General features: G+C 30.1%; 15 protein-coding genes, 1 pseudogene, 1 riboswitch and 1 other annotated feature. Of the genes and pseudogenes, 13 read left to right on the top strand and 3 right to left on the bottom strand.

What is annotated here, in order from left to right; all coding sequences use genetic code 11:
- Positions 1-24 precede the first annotated feature (24 nt).
- From ACWJKP_RS03785 to ACWJKP_RS03800, 4 genes are all read left to right on the top strand, one after another.
- A complete protein-coding gene (locus tag ACWJKP_RS03785; protein ID WP_165412449.1) occupies positions 25-696 on the top strand; it encodes a helix-turn-helix domain-containing protein in 672 nt (223 codons plus the stop codon).
- A 35-nt stretch (positions 697-731) separates the two neighbouring features.
- Positions 732-2,480 carry a glycoside hydrolase family 13 protein gene (locus ACWJKP_RS03790; RefSeq protein ID WP_165412450.1) on the top strand — a complete coding sequence of 583 codons (1,749 nt, stop codon included), beginning with the start codon at positions 732-734 and terminating at the stop codon, positions 2,478-2,480.
- 126 nt (positions 2,481-2,606) lie between these two features.
- On the top strand, positions 2,607-3,344 hold the full coding sequence (gene truA / locus ACWJKP_RS03795) for a tRNA pseudouridine(38-40) synthase TruA (protein ID WP_187351411.1): 738 nt from the start codon (positions 2,607-2,609) through the stop codon (positions 3,342-3,344).
- Between the two features lie 494 nt (positions 3,345-3,838).
- Entirely contained in the window at positions 3,839-4,144 is a 306-nt protein-coding gene (locus ACWJKP_RS03800; protein ID WP_224579224.1) for a DUF11 domain-containing protein, read from the top strand.
- 510 nt (positions 4,145-4,654) lie between these two features.
- Here ACWJKP_RS03800 and ACWJKP_RS03805 read toward each other — a convergent pair.
- Positions 4,655-5,767: a DUF362 domain-containing protein gene (locus ACWJKP_RS03805; RefSeq protein ID WP_165412451.1), complete on the bottom strand. Its 1,113-nt coding sequence runs from the start codon at positions 5,765-5,767 to the stop codon at positions 4,655-4,657.
- A gap of 270 nt (positions 5,768-6,037) precedes the next feature.
- Here ACWJKP_RS03805 and ACWJKP_RS03810 point away from each other — a divergent pair, with 270 nt between their 5' ends.
- Positions 6,038-7,351, top strand: a complete 1,314-nt coding sequence (locus ACWJKP_RS03810) for a hemolysin family protein (RefSeq protein ID WP_165412452.1) — start codon at positions 6,038-6,040, stop codon at positions 7,349-7,351.
- Between the two features lie 131 nt (positions 7,352-7,482).
- Here ACWJKP_RS03810 and ACWJKP_RS03815 read toward each other — a convergent pair whose 3' ends face one another.
- Complete coding sequence (locus ACWJKP_RS03815) at positions 7,483-8,595, bottom strand: PRK06851 family protein (protein ID WP_165412453.1); 1,113 nt, start codon at positions 8,593-8,595, stop codon at positions 7,483-7,485.
- Between the two features lie 193 nt (positions 8,596-8,788).
- Positions 8,789-9,020: a binding site (T-box leader), on the top strand.
- Between the two features lie 125 nt (positions 9,021-9,145).
- Here ACWJKP_RS03815 and ACWJKP_RS03820 point away from each other — a divergent pair.
- From ACWJKP_RS03820 to ACWJKP_RS03855, 8 genes and pseudogenes are all read left to right on the top strand, one after another.
- Positions 9,146-9,787: a class I SAM-dependent methyltransferase gene (locus tag ACWJKP_RS03820; RefSeq protein ID WP_165412454.1), complete on the top strand. Its 642-nt coding sequence runs from the start codon at positions 9,146-9,148 to the stop codon at positions 9,785-9,787.
- Positions 9,780-10,232 (top strand): S-ribosylhomocysteine lyase, encoded by a 453-nt coding sequence (locus tag ACWJKP_RS03825; RefSeq protein ID WP_165412455.1) that lies wholly within the window; start codon positions 9,780-9,782, stop codon positions 10,230-10,232. The genes ACWJKP_RS03820 and ACWJKP_RS03825 overlap by 8 nt, the downstream gene beginning before the upstream one ends.
- Complete coding sequence (locus ACWJKP_RS03830; RefSeq protein WP_263492407.1) at positions 10,216-10,344, top strand: hypothetical protein; 129 nt, start codon at positions 10,216-10,218, stop codon at positions 10,342-10,344. Before ACWJKP_RS03825 ends, ACWJKP_RS03830 begins: the two co-directional genes overlap by 17 nt.
- A pseudogene (locus ACWJKP_RS03835) lies at positions 10,343-10,486 on the top strand (cysteine synthase); the annotation flags it as partial. The gene ACWJKP_RS03830 and the pseudogene ACWJKP_RS03835, both read left to right, overlap by 2 nt.
- A gap of 56 nt (positions 10,487-10,542) precedes the next feature.
- A riboswitch (Lysine riboswitch) is annotated at positions 10,543-10,714 on the top strand.
- A gap of 148 nt (positions 10,715-10,862) precedes the next feature.
- Positions 10,863-12,062: an aspartate kinase gene (locus ACWJKP_RS03840; RefSeq protein ID WP_165412456.1), complete on the top strand. Its 1,200-nt coding sequence runs from the start codon at positions 10,863-10,865 to the stop codon at positions 12,060-12,062.
- Positions 12,063-12,634: 572 nt separating this feature from the next.
- Positions 12,635-13,768, top strand: coding sequence for an FtsX-like permease family protein (locus ACWJKP_RS03845; protein ID WP_165412457.1), 1,134 nt, complete (start codon positions 12,635-12,637; stop codon positions 13,766-13,768).
- Position 13,769: 1 nt separating this feature from the next.
- The gene (locus tag ACWJKP_RS03850) at positions 13,770-14,963 is read left to right on the top strand and encodes an FtsX-like permease family protein (RefSeq protein ID WP_165412458.1); all 1,194 of its coding nucleotides are present in this window, start codon (positions 13,770-13,772) and stop codon (positions 14,961-14,963) included.
- Between the two features lie 2 nt (positions 14,964-14,965).
- Entirely contained in the window at positions 14,966-15,712 is a 747-nt protein-coding gene (locus ACWJKP_RS03855; protein WP_165412459.1) for an ABC transporter ATP-binding protein, read from the top strand.
- On the opposite strand, the gene ACWJKP_RS03860 is transcribed toward ACWJKP_RS03855, so the two are convergent.
- Complete coding sequence (locus tag ACWJKP_RS03860; protein ID WP_224579038.1) at positions 15,665-16,021, bottom strand: hypothetical protein; 357 nt, start codon at positions 16,019-16,021, stop codon at positions 15,665-15,667. The two genes, ACWJKP_RS03855 and ACWJKP_RS03860, sit on opposite strands and share 48 nt — an antisense overlap.
- Positions 16,022-16,466 lie beyond the last annotated feature (445 nt).

Raw genomic sequence — 16,466 nt, forward strand, 5'->3', positions numbered from 1 at the left:
TTATTAAAATAAAGAGGTGAAAATATGCTGGAGACCTTTGAATCAGATATTTATATTTTTAATAATGATATATCATTTTTCATCGAATCAAAAAATATACCAAAAGTATTAAGCACCCTAAAAGAAAAACATCTACAGGAAAAAGAAAATGGACAGTCCGCTCGCAATAAAAAAAATGATTTAATTATTTGGAATGCTATATACACAAAGGAAATTATAAAAAATGGTGTATCAAAAAGTGCGCTGCATCCTCTATATAATAAATTCTACGATAAAGTCCAAGGTATTACTGATTTAATTGAGTTACAAGCTTTAGAGATTAGCATGGTCACAGAATATTTTAATATTTTAATAAATGATATTGAAGTCACTGATAATTTTATGATTAATAAAATGCTTCAATACATACATATTAATATTGAAAATCACTCTTCGCTTGATAAGTTAGCTAGAGATTTAAACATTTCAGTGGGTTATGCAAGCGATTGCTTTAAAAAGAAGATGGGTATTTCAGTAATGAAATATGTGCAAAAAATAAAAATAGACAGGGCAAAAAATCTACTGCTCAGTACAGATGAAAGCATTTTATATATTGGAATTTTATTGGGGTTTTATGACCAAAGCCATTTCAGTAGAACTTTCAAAGTTATAGTGGGGGTTTCTCCAACCGTGTATAGAAATAGCAATTACGCATAAGTCTTAAAACTAAAAAATTGAAGAGGGGGATAACCATGGATAAAAAATGGTGGAAGGAAGCAGTGGCATATCAGGCATATGTTAGAAGTTTTAAGGATTCAGATGGTGATGGAATAGGTGACTTAAAAGGGATAATAGAAAAACTAGATTATTTGAAAGACTTAGGAGTAGATATATTGTATTTAAATCCTATAAATAAATCACCTAATGACGATAATGGATATGATATCAGCGACTTTAGAGACATAATGGATGAATTCGGGACGCTTGCAGATTTTCATGAGTTAGTTAAAGGACTTCATTCTAGAAAAATGAAGTTAGTGATGGATTTGGTAATAAATCACACTTCTGCTGAGCATCCTTGGTTCCAAATGAGTAGAAAGAGCAAAGATAATGATTATAGAGATTATTACATTTGGAATAAAGGTACAAAGGGTAACCCTCCAAATAATTGGGGGTCGTTTTTTGGAGGCAGCGCTTGGGAATATGACGAGATAGCAGAAGAATATTATCTTCATATTTTCTCTAAGAAACAACCAGATCTAAATTGGAAAAATGAAAAATTAAGAGAAGAAATAAAGAACATGATAAAGTACTGGATGGAAAAAGGGGTAGATGGATTTAGAATGGATGCTATTAATCATCTCGGAAAAGATCATTCCTTTCCAGATGGAATAATAGAAGAAGGTCATGTATATGGTAATTTTGTAGAATATGTACAAAATCTACCTGAAGTTCATGATTATTTAAAAGAATTAAGAAAAGAGGTATTTAACACTGGGTATCATGTAGTAATTGGTGAAACGGGTGGAGTAAATTATAAAAATGCCCGTGTTTATACGGGAGAAGATAAAGGTGAATTAGACTTTACTTTTCATTTTGATATGCATAGTGTGGGTAGAGGGGAAACTGATTGGGAAAGGCAACCTATAAATTTAATAAAAGATATAAAGGAAAATATGAGTGGATGGCAGGGAAGGCCGGAAGAAGAAGGTTGGTGCCCCTTATTTTACTCGAACCATGACACTACAAGGACTATATCAAGACTAGGGGAAGAGAAGAACTATTTAAAAGAATCTGCAAAAATGTTAGCTTGTCTTCAATTAACTCAAAAGGGAACTCCTTTTATTTATTATGGAGATGAAATAGGAATGACCAATGCTTGGGACTTTAAATTACAAGATTATAGAGATGTGGCTGTTTTTAATAAACACAAAGATTTAGTTAAGGGTGGGTTAGTGAGTGAAGAAAACTATCTAAAGGGACTACGCTATATGTCACGGGATAACTCAAGAACACCAATGCAGTGGAATAATAGTGAAAATGCAGGGTTTACAACTGGCACACCCTGGATAAAAGTTAATTCAAATTATAGAAAAATTAATGTGGATGAACAAATAGAAGACTCAAATTCAATACTAAATTATTATAAAAAATTGATAGCTTTAAGAAAGAACAAGGCTGTATTGGTATATGGAAGCTTTGAGGAAATTAATAGAGAAGATGAGGAAATATATGCATATCTAAGACAATTGGAGGGGGAGATTCTCTTAATCATAGTTAATTTCTTTGGAAATGAGCCAATATTTGAATTTCCACAGCATATCCATTATGAAAATGCTAAACTATTGCTATCAAATTATGCGGTGGAAGGTTATGCCGCTAGTATGAATATAAAATTAAGACCTTATGAAACTAGGGTATATGAAATTAAATCATTCCATGAAGGTTCGGCAAGTACTGTTAGAGAGAATTCGGTAAAAGACTCTAAGTTTATTCCATGAATACATTACCCTATCTAAAAATAATGATAAATATATTAGCTTTATTTTAATAGAAAAGTTATAATTAAAATGTTCATTGGGTAAAATTAAAACATGAATAATCAAAAAAGTTAAAGGCGGATATATATGAGAAATTTAAAAATGATATTAGAATATGATGGAAGTAGATATAAAGGATGGCAAAAACAATCAGATAACGATTTAACGGTTCAAGGTAAACTAGAAGGTGCATTATCTAAAATGGCAGGAGAACCTATAGAGGTTACAGGCTGCGCGCGAACTGATGTAGGTGTACATGCTGAAAATTATATGGCAAACTTTCATACTAATTGTGAGTTAAGCATAGATGAGATGAGAGAATGTTTATATGAATTTTTACCAGAGGACATAGTAGTGAAATCCATGGTGGATGCAAGTGAAAAGTTCCATGCAGGGTATAATATAAAATCAATTACTTATGTGTATAAAATAAATAATAATGAACTAAGAAATGTATTTAATAGAAAGTATGTTTATCACTCTGAGATAAATCTTAATTTAGAAGAAATGAGAATTACAGCAGAGGCTTTAGTTGGATCTCATGATTTTAAGTATTTAGCGACAGTATCTACAAATACTAAATCAACTACTAAGACTATCAATTATATAAATATAACAGAAAAAGAAGGCATTATTGAAATAGAAATCAATGCAGATGAATTCTTATGGAATATGGTAAGAATTATTATAGGAAGTCTTTTAGAAGTGGGTAAAGGGAAAATTAATGCAATGGATATAGAAAAATTACTAAATGAAGAAACAGCGTCAGAATATATACCAATGGCAAAGGCAAAAGGACTATCTCTAAGAAATGTTGAATATTAAGAATGAAAAAGTATAAAATTTTTCCTGCGTGACTCCAAATAAAAACTTGAAACGTGAAATTCCATTAAGAAATTCTAATATTTTACTAATATAAAATTCCCTATCGTTCACATTCGGCATACTGCCGGTTTGCTAGCCTTCCTTCAGGGAAGTCTCACGAGAATTTTATATTAGCAAAATAAGAATTTCTAAATGGAATTTCAATGTTCCTGCGCTTTTTATTTGGAGTCACTTCCGGAAAAATCACATACTTGGCATTCGTGGCTCTCTGAGAAAGGTGCAGGTCACTTCGGAGAAATATTATACTTACTATTATTCACAGTCTATCGGCCACACTTCTACATGCTTTCACCTTGATGATTATAATTTTACATTCTAAATAATTAAACAAAGGAGTAAAGCTATAGAGCAATTAATATTATCTTGAATGCCCTTTTCAAATCACTTCAACAAGATTCTAACTCTGAGTCTATAGGCTAACTACGGATAGTAATATAAGACTAAGTTCTATAGCTATATCTCATGGAAACTATTCATATAATAATAGTAGGTTTATTTGGAATTTAGGTGAATTTTCTAAAGACGATTCTCCAATTGCAATTATTACAGTGGTACCAACCAAAGCAGGAGTTTATAAAAGCAGCGCCTTTGTTAAAGGGGACGAGTACGATCCAAATATGCTTAACAATTATGCCACAGCAAAAACTATTGTAAAAGCAAGACATCGTTGTCGAAAGATTTCATTCTATTACAACGGTAAGACTGTATATACAAAATGGACATGTGAAAAAAAAATTTAGAAAACTAAAAAATCTATTGGTCATAATTTATAAAGTACGTTATTTATGCAATTAACGAACTCCGGCTATATAACTCTCTCTCATGACCTTGCTATAAAATAAACGAACTTCTTTTCTCGCGATTCAAAAAAGAGGAATATTTGAAGAGTCCGGTGCGGTAGTTCCGCACGCCGGGATCTGTACGGGGTGCACTAGGTAACTAGTGTGTCTACCGTGACTAGTCTGTAATCAAAAAGGAGAAAATAAAGATGTTAAATAGTTATTTAATTTTGATATCTATTCTTGTTAACCTTATGTTTTCGAAGAAAGTTAAAGATATTGATAGGGTTAGTTCTCTTAAAAGTGTAGAATAAGCCTATTTGTAACGATCTTAGAGATATAGAAATTAATACAACATAAAACAAGCTAATCCCAACTTACGAGGTTTACTAACAAATATTTTTATGCGCAAAAAAAGTATATATTACGTATAATGCATTAATTAAATAGTAATATATACTTTTTTATTTTTTATTTAACTGTTACTATTTCATATTCGTCAGTGCCAATTCCGATAGCTTTTGCATGGTCGAGTCCAACTTTCCAATTTGTATCAGGATGTATAGTAGAAAATTTATCGTCTCCATCATGATAGTGGTTATCTGAAAGCTCAGTTGCATTTAATGCAGTTGCACTATTAACCATATCAACACAGGCTTGATCTAAGGCTACTGGATCAAAGGATGCAGCTATTCCTATATCTGGAACAATTGCAACGTCATTTTCGGGTGAACAGTCACAATTAGGGGAAACATTCATAATGAAACTAATATGAAAATGTGGCTTATCTTTAATAACTGCATAGGTGTATTCTGCAATTTTTTCATTAGCGCTATCAGCAGATTCATTCCACTTTACTGTTGCGCAGCCATAGCGACATACGGCAACACATTGACCACAGCCTACGCATTTATCATAATCTATAGTTGCCTTTTTATCTTCATTAAAGGTAATTGCTTCATGTAGGCAATTTTTAACGCACTGACCACAGCTTACACATTTACGATGTTTCATAAATGGCTTTGATGCAGAATGCATTTCAAGCTTGCCTCCAACAGAGCCTGAGCCCATACCTAAATTTTTTAGCGCTCCACCAAACCCAGTCATTTCATGGCCCTTAAAATGAGTCATAGAAATAACTATATCTGAATCAGCAATGGCTGAACCTATTTTAGCAGTTTTACAATGTTTTTGGTTAATTGGAATTTCTCTATAATCCCCACCCTTTAATCCATCAGCTATAATTAAGTTACATCCAACTGAAATCGGATTAAAACCATTTTCCATAGCGGCTTCAATATGGTCTACAGCATTAGATCTTCTTCCTGTGTATAGTGTATTGCAATCAGTAAGGAAAGGTTTACCGCCTAGTTCTTTCACAAGTTTAACAATACTTGCAGCATAATTTGGCCTAATGTAAGAAAGATTTCCTGGTTCTCCAAAATGAATTTTTATAGCTACAAATTTATCTTTGAAATCAATATTTTTTATACCTGTTTCTACCACAAGTTTTTGAAGTTTATCTAATAGATTGCATCCTGGTTTTGTTCTTAAGTTTGTAAAATATACTTTTGATTTATCCATTCATTTACCTCCTATGATTTTTATCATAATGTTATTGGGTTGGTTCATTTGATTATAATATTATATCATATTGCAGTATGAGTTTGTTTTTTTATGTATAGATAAAATAATAACACTGGAGATTATAGTGTATATCGAAACATACTTTATTTAAAATAATTGCAATAAATTAGATATAATTAAATATTAATTTTCATATATCAATAAAGAATACAATATTTGTGATATTATTATAGTATGAAAAGTTTTTATTTAAGAGGAGGAATTTTAATGGATTCAGACCCTGACCCTGCGCCCAATAATATAATGGCGCAATTTATAATAATTGGTATTTTAACACTGATAAATGCATTCTTTGCATCGGCGGAAATGGCAATAGCATCACTTAGCAAAAATAAAATTAAGAACCTTGCGCAAGAGGATAACAAAAAAGCACAGCTATTAGTAAAACTTATTGAAGAGCCAACAAAATTTTTATCGGCTATTCAAATTGGAATTATGATTACTGGATTTTTTTCTATTGCAACTGCGGCTACTGGAATATCTAATCATTTTTCAGGATATTTAAACAATTTGTTTGTACCTTATAGTAAGCAAATTGCTTTAGCTAGCATAACAATTGGTCTATGTTATATAACACTTGTGTTTGGTAAATTGTTTCCGAAGCGAGTAGCACTACAAAGATCAGAAGCTATTGCAATGTTTTGCGTAGTGCCTGTTTTCTATGTATCTAAGCTACTGGTTCCTTTTGCAATGTTACTTTCAGCATCCACTGATGTTTTAGTTAAGATTACTGGTCTTAATAGTGAAAAATTAGAGGAAAAGTTATCAAAAGAGGAAATGAAATCACTTATAGAAGTTGGACGACAACGCGGCGCTATAAACGAAACTGCCAAAAAGATGATAAATAACATTATCGAATTCGATGATAAATCAGCTAGAGAAGTTATGACTCCAAGAACTGAAGTGTTTTTGATTGATATAAATGATCATGTTACACAGTTCTTAGATGAGTTATTAGAGAAAAAGTATTCAAGAGTGCCAGTATATGACGGTGATGTTGATAATATCATAGGAATACTTCACATGAAAGATTTTATAATGGAGGCTCGCATTAAGGGCTTTGAAAATGTAAACATTAAGAATATATTACATTCTCCTTACCTTGTTTATCAAAGTAAAAATATAGATGAATTATTTAGAGAATTAAAAATATCTAAGAATCATATGGCAGTACTTATAGACGAATATGGAGGATTTTCAGGGGTAGTTACTATTAAAGACCTTATAGAAGAAGTTATGGGAAATATTGAAGATGAATATGATGATGACGAACCTGATATAAGAAAAGTTGATAATAATACTTATATAGTGAATGGATTACTTTCTTTAGACGAATTGAATGATCATCTTGATTTAAATTTAATGTCGAAGAATTACAATACTATAGGAGGTTTTTTAATTAGCCTTATAGGATGTATTCCAAAGAAAAATGAAACCCAAACTATTGAATATGGGAATGTAATATTTAAAATAGAGCAAGTTAAACAAAGAAGAATAGAAAAAATTAAAATATATATATAAAAGATGCTCTACTTTCAAAAAAAGTAGAGCATCTTTTTTTCATATAGGGAAGTTATATAAAGGTGATTATTTCATAAATATTCTTTTTACTTGTATTTATGAGGATTATGAATTTATCATATATGATTTAACTAAAAATCTGTAAACGAATCATTTAAATAATCTTCTTCATACTCGTTTATCTTTTTAATGATCTCTGTGAATACTGCATCCACTTTAGAAAAATCCATATTTGGTATAAAGTAAGTTTCAAGTTCGTCATGTAGACATTTAGCTTCTTTTATTGTAGCTAAACCCTTGTCTAATAGCGTGTAAAACTCAGTTGCATCATATTCTATTTCATCTTTGTTATTTTCAAGTGTACTTAGATTTAAACAATCCTCCATATTAATTACAATACCTGGAATATCTAAATTATTTATTTCATTAGAGGTCAAAATTGCAATATTTAAGTCAGGAATCAATATATGCTCAATTTTTTCAGGGATAAGTGGAGTATGAAAAAATTCTACATAGTAGCCACGCCTTAAGGCTTCGGTGGATAGAAATTCTAATACGTCTGACTTGCCAGTGCCGGGACCACCTTTTAATACATAAATATTCTTATAACCTGCACTTAAGTTTTCAATATAAGTGACAATACCGTTAGGTGTAAAAGCTGTAGCAAATAAATGTCTATCATAGCCTATAGTGGATGGTGGGGTGGTAAATAAAGATTCTTTTAGATTTTCTTTCAGTATGTTTAATTTATTAATATTCAAGGCTTCATCATTATAGTTATGCCAATCATCATAAACTAATTTAGCTGCTCCAAAGAATCGATAGGCTCTTTTAAAAGTTTTGCCAACTTTTTTATTTATGCCAATTATTTTATGTCTATATTTCTTAAAGCCTTCTTCATCCCAACAATCTCCCATGTTTAGAACTTCATCTACGGCTCCTGGATTTATAGGATCCACTATATGAGGTGCTGTTGCATCAAGTATTGCAACGTTAAGTTTTTTAATAACTACTCCATCTAGTGAATTATTATCGGAAGAACAGTGATGTTGTTCTATATCGTAGCCTTTTTCATTGAAGTATTTAGAAACTTTCTTCATTAAGGATGATTTACCTGTTCCAGGGCCTCCTTTTATGCATATTATTCTTCTTGCTTCATCTTGACCTAGTATATACCTATAGTAGGAATAGAATCCACTTGAAGTATTGCCACCGGGGAAATAATTTTTAATAGTACCTTGCATAATATCACACTCCATTTCATCATATCAATACATACTATTCATAGATGTTGAAATTGATTATAATATTTTATATTTTTGTTGAAAATGTTTTGTATATATTCTAAATAATAGTAAATTATTATTTTAAGATTGAGGTTGACAAAAATAAAATATGGCATATAATAAAAATATAACCATTCCAATATGAATACTAGGAAATGCAATGAAAAAGGAAAGTAGTATATTGCATGGGTACAGAGAGGAAGCGATGCTGAGAAGCTTTTACCTAAATATATATGAAGTGCCCTTTGGAGCATGGACCTGAAATTATAGTAGGGGACTACGGGTTCGCCCGTTAAAGCGATAAAGCATTTTGTGCTTGGATTTAAGTGAGATTCTATATCTAATTAGAGTGGACCGCGGAGTGTAAAAACACCGCCTCTATAAAATGAGACGGTGTTTTTTTGACACCAAAAATATTTGAATTTAAAAAAAAGCTTGGCCTTAACACTATTTTTTAAGTATAAAATGTAAAATCTAAACTTAAAAATAAATAAATGGAGGTAATATTATGAGTTCATTAGATTATTTTAACGAAATAGCTAAAAGTTGGAACGTAATAAGAAGTGAGTATTTTGATGAAAGGTTAAAGTACAAGGTATTATCCAAAGTAAGTATAAAAGATAAGGTAGTGGCTGATCTCGGATGCGGCGCTGGATTTTTATCCTTAGCACTGGCCTTAGATGCAAGCATTGTGTTTTCTATAGATCAATCAGTAAACATGCTTAAAGAATCCAAAAAATTAATGGAAACTAAAAAATTCGATAATGTATATCCAATAAAATCATCCATAGACAACTTGGTTTTGTTTGATGAATCTGTAGATGTGGTCTTCATTAATATGGCTCTTCATCATGTGAGCGATGCTAAAAAGGCTATTGAAGAGATGCACAGAATAATTAAAAAAGGTGGGACTTTAATAATATCGGATGTAGAAGAGCATAATGGGCAGTGGGCAAGGACTGAAATGTTTGACGAATGGCTTGGTTTTTCAAATAATCAGATGGAAGAGTGGTTAACTGGCGCAGGGTTTAATATAGTTAACATTGAGAATACAGATTTAAGATGCAAAGGTTATTCTAGCAAAGGCGAATATACTGAAACTGGCATTTTCATCGCAGTAGCAAATAAGGAGGTAAGGGTAAATGATTAAAGTTGAAAGTTTTTCATTAGATCACACAAAGGTTGTGGCACCTTTTGTACGAAAATGTGAGGTAAAGATAGGGAAAAAGGGTGATAAAGTAACAAAGTTTGACTTAAGATTTATGCAACCAAACAAGGAGTTTATGAATATATCAGCTATCCATACTTTAGAGCATTTGCTTGCTGGATATATGAGAGAAGTAATGGACGGAATTATAGACATTTCACCTATGGGATGTAGAACAGGTTTTTACATGATCGTATGGAATGATGTCAGTGTAGATAGGGTTATAGAAGCACTAAATTATGGATTAAAAAAGGTAATAGAAACAGAGGAAATCCCAGCAGCCAATGAAGTTCAATGTGGAAATTATAGAGATCATTCCTTAGATGGTGCAAAAGAATATGCAAAATTAGTTCTTAGTAGAGGTGTTAGCAGTGAGATATATAAATAGTATATTAAATATTATAGGAAATACACCACTTATTAAGCTAAATAATTTGGGTGTAAAAGAAGGTGTAAATATCTTCGCAAAACTGCAGCTATCAATTAAGGATACAATGTAAAGAGGGGCTATTTGTAGGCAGTTCTTTAGGGACTGCCATAGTATCTGCAATAAAACTTGGAGAAACCATTGAAGGTGGGAACATTGTTGCAATACTGCCTGAGAGGGGAGATAGATATTTTAGTAAGAACATCTGTAATTAATGCTTGTACTTATAAACATACTGTGATAATATAATAACTAATTTAATAAGTAAACTACCTAGGGTAGAGGTGCTGTATCTAAGAGTACTTGTTCGGAGCTGACAGGCTAAGATGAATAAGAAAAGGAGCTATGGCCGAAGAAAATGTATTTGGTGAAATTATTTTCTGAGATTACATATAATATATGTAAAATTGTCACTGATTGTTCAGTGGTGAGCTACAAGGTACACGAAGTTTGTATAAAAACATGTATTTTATGCAGCAAAGGTGTTCCTTTGCTGTATTTATTTTTTTTGGAACAATATATAAGAGTTCTAAATCTCACAAAAGGTGATAAATAGCACCAAAGGTGATAATTAATAGGAGTGATTTGATTATGGCAGTAGTTGTTCAAAAATATGGAGGTTCATCTGTAGGAACTACAGAGAAAATTAAAGGGATTGCACAAAGTATAGTAAAGAGGAAAAATGAAGATACAGATTTAGTTATAGTAGTATCTGCTATGGGGGACACTACAGATGATTTATTATCTCTATCAAAAGGTATAGGAGAAAAACCAGATAAGAGAGAATTGGATGTTCTATTATCAACAGGTGAAATAATTTCAAGTGCACTACTCGCCATGGCAATTAAGGGACTTGGATATGATGCCATAAGTTATACTGCATACCAAATTGGGATTAAGACTAGTGGACAATATGGTAAAGCGTTAATTGAAGATATACACGGTGGCAAGATCAAAAAAAGCTTAAAAGAAGGAAAAATTGTAATAGTTGCTGGCTTCCAAGGAATAAATGGAGAAGGGGATATTACAACACTCGGCAGAGGTGGATCTGATACTACTGCAGTTGCTTTGGCTGTGAAGCTTAAAGGTAGATGTGAAATATATACGGACGTTTCTGGAATATATAGTGTAGATCCTAGAGCATACAGTGTGGCTAAAAAATTAGATGAAATAGAATATGAAGAGATGCTTGAGCTAGCAAGTTTGGGAGCTCAAATAATGCATTCAAGGTCTATAGAACTTGCCCAAAAATATAGTATACCTATATATGTAGGGCTCAGTAATAGTGATATTAAAGGAACTGTAATTAAGGAGGTAAAAAATATGAATATGGAAAGTAAACCAGTAACAGGAATAGCAACTAGTGATGAGGATGTTGCAGTAACACTTCAGCGTATACCTAAAGATGTAAATATATTGTCTACTATATTTGAAGCTATAGGAAGTAAAAGAATTAATATAGATATGATAAGTCAAACATCACCTATAGATGCAAAGGTAAGTGTATCATTTACTATACCAAAAGAAAGCTTAAAGGATAGTTTAGAAATTATAGATAACTTAATAGCAGATAATAAAGTTATAGTTGATGAGGAGATAACCAAATTTTCAGTGGTGGGGCTGGGCATGAAGACAACCTCTGGAGTAGCAGCTAGAATGTTTAGGGTTTTTAACAAAAACAATATTGAAATTAAAATGATTACTACATCAGAAATAAGAATTACTTGTGCTATTAAAACTGGAGACAAATTAAAGGCTATAAGGGTTGTTGCAGAGGAATTTAATCTGTAAATATAATTTATGGGGATATGTATTTTCCTAGTATAGTTAAAGTAAAAATAATTATTAGGATATCAAGAGCAGAAATGCTCTTTTTTTAGTTCGTTTACGGTATACCGTAGACGAGCGCAAACTAATGGGCCTTTGAAAGTGTCATTATATTTATATCATTAAAGGAAGCCATATTAATTGCAGTAACAGAGGGGAAATATAAAGGACGTAAGTCTATTGAAGTACCAAAGTTATGGGATAGGTAACTTAAAATAAACCAATATATTTTACGAAATATAACATGGTAATGCTGCTAGAAGATACTTCAAGGAGATTATAAAAATAATATATGAAATATCTCAAAAAATAAACAGGATTGATATAACACCTATAAACAACGATGTAGTCACAATGTGACCGTACACGTATGGCTCCCTCACCAAAAGTTTTAAGAAAAATGTTTTTTTATACATAATGTTACAATATTCGCAGTTAATATCAAATATAATGGACAAGTACTTTATATTAAACATTAAAAGGAAATCAAATATATTTTATTTCTAATACTATAAACTTAATGGTGGAGTGAAGCAATGTTTAAATTAATTTCAAGAAAAATAAAGAGCAATCTTTTTCATTATTTTTTGATATATATAGGTTATTTTTCAGCTTTGTTAGTTATTTCATTTGGATTTACTTTTTTAAAATGTAGCAAAGATATGACTGTTGATTATACAAACGGTAATATAAAACACCAACAGTTGATTTCTGTAAATATTAATAATGATTCAAATGAAATAGATTATGATAACTTAACGAATATTTTAAAAAAATATTCAAAAATAACATCAATTAGAATAGACGGTTTGATTGGAGAGAAAACTGTAGATAATAAAATATTTGAAATCCCAATTCAACCAGTAATATTTAATGAAACACCAGAATGGATTCCCACAATTGTCCACGGTCGATATTTAAACTCAAATGAAAGTAAGTCAAAAGCTAAAATTGCCGTTATTGGTAAAGGTGTAGAAACTAATAAAATAAGTGAAAACAATTATATTAATTTAGGTGGGGGAAAATTTAAAATTATAGGTACAGTCGGTAAATTAAGTAATTATTCTAATTATCTAGGTTCTGTTTTTATTCCATTAGAATCTTTACCTGATAAAATGAAAAAAAACATAAAAACAATTCAGATATATTTATTCAAAAACAATAATAATTGTAAAAATGAAATGAATGAAATATTAAATGATGTTAATATGTTACCAAATATAAAAGCAACTCAAGTTGAAATAGGCGAAGACTTATCCCAGTTTTATACTAATGTGTCTATAACTACATTTGTAAGCTGTTTAATTGTATTAGTATCAGTAAGTAATATAATTATTTTAGTGTTTTATTTAATGTTAAAAAACAAAAAAAATATTTTAATTAGTATTGCCTTAGGTGCAAACAGAAAAATAATTTGGGAACAAATATTTATCGAACTTATGTTAGTATCATTATGTGCTATTATTTCTGCGTTTATAGCTGCAAATTTATTAATACCATTTGTTAAAAACAATTTTACACATATTTTAAATATACAAGATATACAATTTAGTTATTTAAATATAATAGTAACTTCTTTAACTACTCTTATAATGAGCTTTTTAATATCAATAATAAGTGTGAAAAAGTTTTTTAAGTTAAATCTTATAACAGAATTAAAAGGGGAATAGTATGTTTAGATTACGAATATTAATTAACTCTATAATAAAGCAAGGTATAAAGTTTAAATTAGTTTTTCTTCAATTAATTATAGTATTTATATCTTTAAATTTTGCTTTTACTTTAATAAATAAAAACATAGAAGTAAAAGATAGCATTAATAAATTAGTTAGTAAAGATACATCAGTACTACTTAGAATGTCGGTAGGTTCACAAAATGAAGATCCTCTGAATTCAATTAACAAAATATATGAAGAAATTTCAAATAATAAAATGGTTGATAAAATCGGAAGTTATTCTATAAACAAAGTTAAAGTCGATCAAAGTGAGATTAATGCTATTTTTTTCAATAGAGGTGCTATTGATTTATATAATATCGATATTTGTAAAGGTAGCGATAAAATTTTTAGCTACAAAAAAAATCAAGATGAGATTCCAATTGTTATTAGTAATAATTTATCAAACAAATGGCATGTAGGGGATGTAATTACTACTAAAATGTCGCAAAATAACCAATCAAAAGATTTCAAATTGAAAATTATAGGAATAATAAGTAAAAATGCTGTTTTTTGGAATTCTAGGATAGGTGATAAATCATCGATTATTTCTTTAAGGGATTCCATTATTATACCATTTGATAAACAATACTTTTATGATGAGATTACTGATTTTAAAATGAAATCTAGTAATACAGTTGTTTCAACGAAAAACGTACATGACTTAAATAAATTTACAACTTATTTTTCAAAACTCAAGGATGGGAATACATTGCTTGATTATATTGAAGTTAATGAATTGATAACTCGAATATACAATATAAGTAAACCTTGGATTATGATGACATTAACATTTTCGTTTTTATTATGTGTTTTATCCTTCATAGGATTTATAGGTATATTAATAAGTTATATTACTTTTAGAAAGAGAGAATACGGGATTAGATTCGCAGTAGGATCAACAAGTAAAGAATTATCAAGATTAGTATGTGGAGAAATATCTTTGTCACTAATTATAACTAATTTTATATCTATTCTTATTCTAATTATTATAAATAATATAGCAAAAATGAATTTAACCCCATTATCAATTATTAAATCTATTATCCCTTCTTTTGTTATCTCTCTTACTCTAGTGTTTATAACATTTTTAATATATAAATATTATATATTAAAGAAAAATATTGTTGATTTAATAAGGGGGAATTAATTTTGAGTTACATACAACTAATAGATATCATGAAAGACTATGGAGATAAACAAGAAACTGTACACGCTTTAAATAAGGTTAATTTTAATATAGAAAAAGGTGAGATGATTGCTATTTTAGGCACATCAGGCTCTGGGAAATCAACATTATTAAATTTAATTGGGTGTTTAGACAAATGTACTAGCGGAAACTACATATTTGACGGTAAGGATATCACAAATTATAAAGATAAAGAATTAGCTATAATAAGAAATACCCAGATGGGATTTATATTTCAAAATTTTTCTTTAATCACAGATTATAACGTTATAGAAAATGTTGAAATGCCTCTTTTATATAGAAATTTACTTTTAGGTAAGAATAAAAAATTAAATAAACATGAAATTAAAAAATTAGCATTAAAACATTTAAAAGAAGTTGGTATAGATGGATATGCAAATAAAAAAGTTACTCAGTTATCTGGTGGTCAACAACAAAGGGTTGCAATAGCAAGGGATTTAGTAAATACGCCAGATGTTATTTTAGCAGATGAACCAACAGGTTCTTTAGATAAGAATAACAGTTTAAATATTATTAATATGTTGAAAAATATTAATGAAACTAATAATACTACCATAATAGTGGTTACCCACGATGAACAAATTGCTGAATTCTGTCATAAAATCATTAGAATGGAAGATGGCATTATTATTAACGACATTTTAAAAGGAAAGTCTCTCACTTCTATAAGTGTGGATACTATACTGTAACAAAGAGAAAACTTTCAATAACTTAAATTTAGTGTTTGAAAATGTTTTTGAAGCTTTGCATTGCTCAATATTATGGTTATAGTTGTTACCCAAAATTTCAAAAGCCATTGCGCCCATTGTGAAAACATTTGTAATCTCATCAATAGTTGCACCTTTTTCAAATTCCTCTGGGGACATAAATCTTGACGAACCCCACATATGTCCCATGGTATTAATAAAAGGATTTTTAGTGTAAAAATCTATATCACAAATTATAGTTTTATTAGTTTCAAAATCGTATATAATACTACCATCGGGTACAGCCGACATACGTGGTGCGTCCCGACAGGGCGTATATTCTAGCAGATGGGAATCCTGTCAAGGTAAGATTTAGCAAATCGCTTTGTATCGAGTCTTAGAGATGTTGCGGTAACGTAACATTTTAAGCGTAGACAGAAAGTTAGTAAGGTAGAATTGACTGGGTGGTAACCCAGCAGTGAATGGTATTGAGCTTCGGAAAGTTGGTATCAAGATAATTATTTTGGATGTAGGTTTGTCAATTTATCGAAGAAACAACATTTAAATATAATTAGATTTATTTATACAGATGAAAATGGACATTATAATGTTGAAGGTCATACCGTGGTTTTTTGTATGGATCGTTGCCGTACTCCTTAATAAGATTCATGTAAAAAAAGGATATTCCAATATAATATAGAAATATGTGATAGAAAGGTGGTTAAAAATTATGACTTATCAACGAAACATAAATGAT

The sequence above is a fragment of the Clostridium sp. CM037 genome (assembly GCF_055081095.1).